The sequence below is a fragment of the Mesotoga infera genome, assembly GCA_011045915.1.
GTDB classification, from domain to species: domain Bacteria; phylum Thermotogota; class Thermotogae; order Petrotogales; family Kosmotogaceae; genus Mesotoga; species Mesotoga infera_D.
In genome coordinates, this window is sequence record DSBT01000363.1 from 1 (window position 1) to 3,076 (window position 3,076).

Genomic DNA, 3,076 nt, shown 5'->3' on the forward strand with positions numbered 1-3,076 from the left:
TCTCCGGGCATTGCGACCTGGCGTGGTCTTCGCCAGCCTTGCGTCCACTGATGCTTTTCAGTGCAATGCGTCCCACCGAAGGTGGCATCACTTCCTAGTCTTCTACCTAAGTAAGAGTCTCGAATTGAATTCTAGAAAGCCGCAGTCGCCACACTAGAAGGCGACGGCGATCCCAAACAGGCCCCCATCTGGACTTGAAGTACTTTCAGCAAATGGAATATCGATTTCAAAATAGAATTTTCCGTTAGTTAGAAATAGACCTGGAATCACACCCACCTCATTTGCAACAAACAGCTGGAGTTTTGCCCCTACCATCCAGTCTTGAATATAGATTCCAGCCATCGGAGATATTCTGAGGAAAGGTATGAAATAATCATCGCCACTAATTCCGCTGGGCCTCTTTCCAAAGAAGACTCCACCGCTCATGTGAATTGCTGCGTTTCTCAAGCCGGGAATTCCCAGTTTTGCCCCTGCTTCAACGGTTGCTGCAGGCGCAGATATGAAGATACTCGGAATGGCCACTCTCAAAGAACCCTCGAGATACTCGGTCAATCCCATCCTTGCAAGATACTGGAAACTCCAAGGAGCGACAATCAGTTCATCAAATGCTACGATAAGGTCCATTCCGACTGCCTGTTTCAGAGTACCCCTTGGCAAAATTTCCGGCTCCATCATTAGAGCCATTGGCACGCAACCAGAAATAATTATCACAACGATCAGAATCAATAGAATCCACTTCATTTTTTCACTCCTCAACTCCCTCAAGAATCATGAAGGAGGATTTGAACATCGCGAATTCCTCAGGAGGTAAAGGTACTTCAGCTTTGTCGTGCAAGAAGAGGACAAAGTCAAGCATTCTTCCATAGGGTATGAGCGAGACTTCATGGCTCTTAAAACCGTTCTCATCATAAGCCTTCTTCAGTTGGTCGAGGACCTCTCCGATGCTGTACAGAAAAAGTGAGGGAATCTCCAGCATGGAAACTAACTCGTCAACCACAATAATCATAGGATCGTCCCTCTTGTAGATCTTTCCGAGAGATGATATTAACTCAGAATAAAACTTGTCGGGATCATCCCAGTCTTTGAGATCACTGACGATCTCCACAGCAGCAGTCTTTTCGTCTTCAGATAGAGAATCAAACATGTCTTTGAATACATCTCGATCTTCGAAGATGTATGTGTATTCACCTTTCAGAAGACCGAAAGCAGCGAGCGTATCGAGATAGCCCTCTTCTTTCTGCAGCCTTGTCTTCTCGGCGTCGAAATCCAAGGTACTCCCATACATTACTCTCGGTCTAATATGGGTTAGCTTAGCTCCGGAGAGATAAGCCTGGAACTTAGCAATCCTATCTCTCAAAGCAATTCTGCCGATATCGACAAGAATGATATCTCTAAAACCTCTTTCCAAAGCCATCTCTACGGGCTGATTGGAGTATACGCCTCCGTCAACAAAGGCCTTCCCGTCGATGACTACTGTCCTGAACCCGGGGAAATCTGCGCTAGCCATAATGTAATCTACTAGAGATCCTAGTGGTATGTCTTCAATAAAGAGCATTTCAGGTCTCACATCGGTCAGATCGAAAGTCACAAGTCCGAAATCCATCGAAGAGTTTCTCACGGCTTCTTCGGATATCAAAGAGCTGAGCAGCCCCTTGAGAGGTGTCACATCTATGCCTTCATTGATTACGTCAACAGCTCCCTGATAAAGCTCACCTAGGCTCCAGTCGGAAGCTCCAGCATATGCCTCGATTAACTTCTGCTGCGCTTGCGTCGGTTTCATAACACTTTCTTCAGATATGTTTCTCCAGACCTCCAGCGCTTTTTCGAAATCTCCCTGTGCTACTGCCGCTGCGTTCAGAGAGCCCACCGAAGTGCCATAGACTCCTCCAATTTCAATCCCAAGATCTAGAAGAGCTTTCCAGGCACCGATTTCATAGCCGCCCTTTGCTCCTCCCCCGGAAAGGACGAGACCTGAACTCCGCGAAAAAAGTATTAGTGGAACCATAAAGACAAAGATAACAAGAAGTCTCTTCACGCATAACACCTCTCTTTATTGGCTTCTATAGAGGGATAATAGCATTATTGAGACCCAAATAGAAAGCGAGAGAGAATATCTCGCCTTTTCAATCAAGAAAAGAGATGATCAGGGGGATAGTTATCAGAGAAAAGAGAGTTGAAGATGCGATTAGTTTGGAGGAAAGCTCGTAATCAGAGTCGAAAATCCTTGCAAATATTGACGTGTTAGCTGCTGCGGGCATCGCGCTCATGATTATCAATATTCTTTCCACCATCGAGGGCATTTCGACGGCAGACAAAAGAAAGAAAACAATGACCGGCGCAATGCACAACTTAACGAGACTGTAGAAAATAACAATCCTGCTCTTCAATACCGTGGAGAGTTTTGCGCTTGCCAAAATAATACCCGCAACTACCATGGCTAAAGGAATTGTGCTTTGCCCCAGAAGAGCAAGGGCTTCATCAAGAAACAGGGGAAGCTTTAACGGAGTGAAGAAGAGGATCAGACCGATGAATACTGAAATCATTCCAGGATTGAGAAAGGCTTTTCTTGTCGAGGAGCCCGCCTCACGCGACATAATTCGCACGCCGACTGTCCATGTAAGCACATTGAACCAGATATTGAAGACCGCGCTGTAGAAAACCCCCTCCTTCCCGATAATTAGTTCGACAACGGGATATCCCATGTAGGCAACGTTTCCAAATAGAACTGCATATAGAAAGACGCTTCTCGAATCTCCGGTGAGCTTGAGAATCCTTGATGAAACTGCTCCCAGAAACCAGAGAATCAGATACAAGGCTCCCCCAGCCATTAACAATATCACGGAGTTAGAAAACATTTCGTAAGAGTATTCAAAATTCATCGAATCGATTATCAGAGCGGGAAGAGTTACGTAAAGAACGAATCTGGAGACCCCCTTCGTGAACAGATCGTCAACCAGATTAGTTCTCCTCAATATGAAGCCAATTCCTATTAGCACAAAGAAAGTAAGTACTTTCGAGACGATTTCTGCCATTAAGAGGATTATAAACCCGCATACTAAAGAATCAAACAAGGAGA

3 protein-coding genes are annotated in these 3,076 nt (G+C 45.4%); all 3 read right to left on the reverse strand.

The annotated features are described in order from the left end of the window. Positions 1-153 precede the first annotated feature (153 nt). Positions 154-741, reverse strand: coding sequence for a hypothetical protein (locus ENN47_11880; protein HDP78850.1), 588 nt, complete (start codon positions 739-741; stop codon positions 154-156). A 4-nt stretch (positions 742-745) separates the two neighbouring features. Then, positions 746-2,005, reverse strand: coding sequence for a patatin-like phospholipase family protein (locus ENN47_11885; GenBank protein ID HDP78851.1), 1,260 nt, complete (start codon positions 2,003-2,005; stop codon positions 746-748). Positions 2,006-2,123: 118 nt separating this feature from the next. Then, on the reverse strand, positions 2,124-3,076 hold a 953-nt coding region (locus ENN47_11890), incomplete at its 5' end, for an AEC family transporter (protein ID HDP78852.1).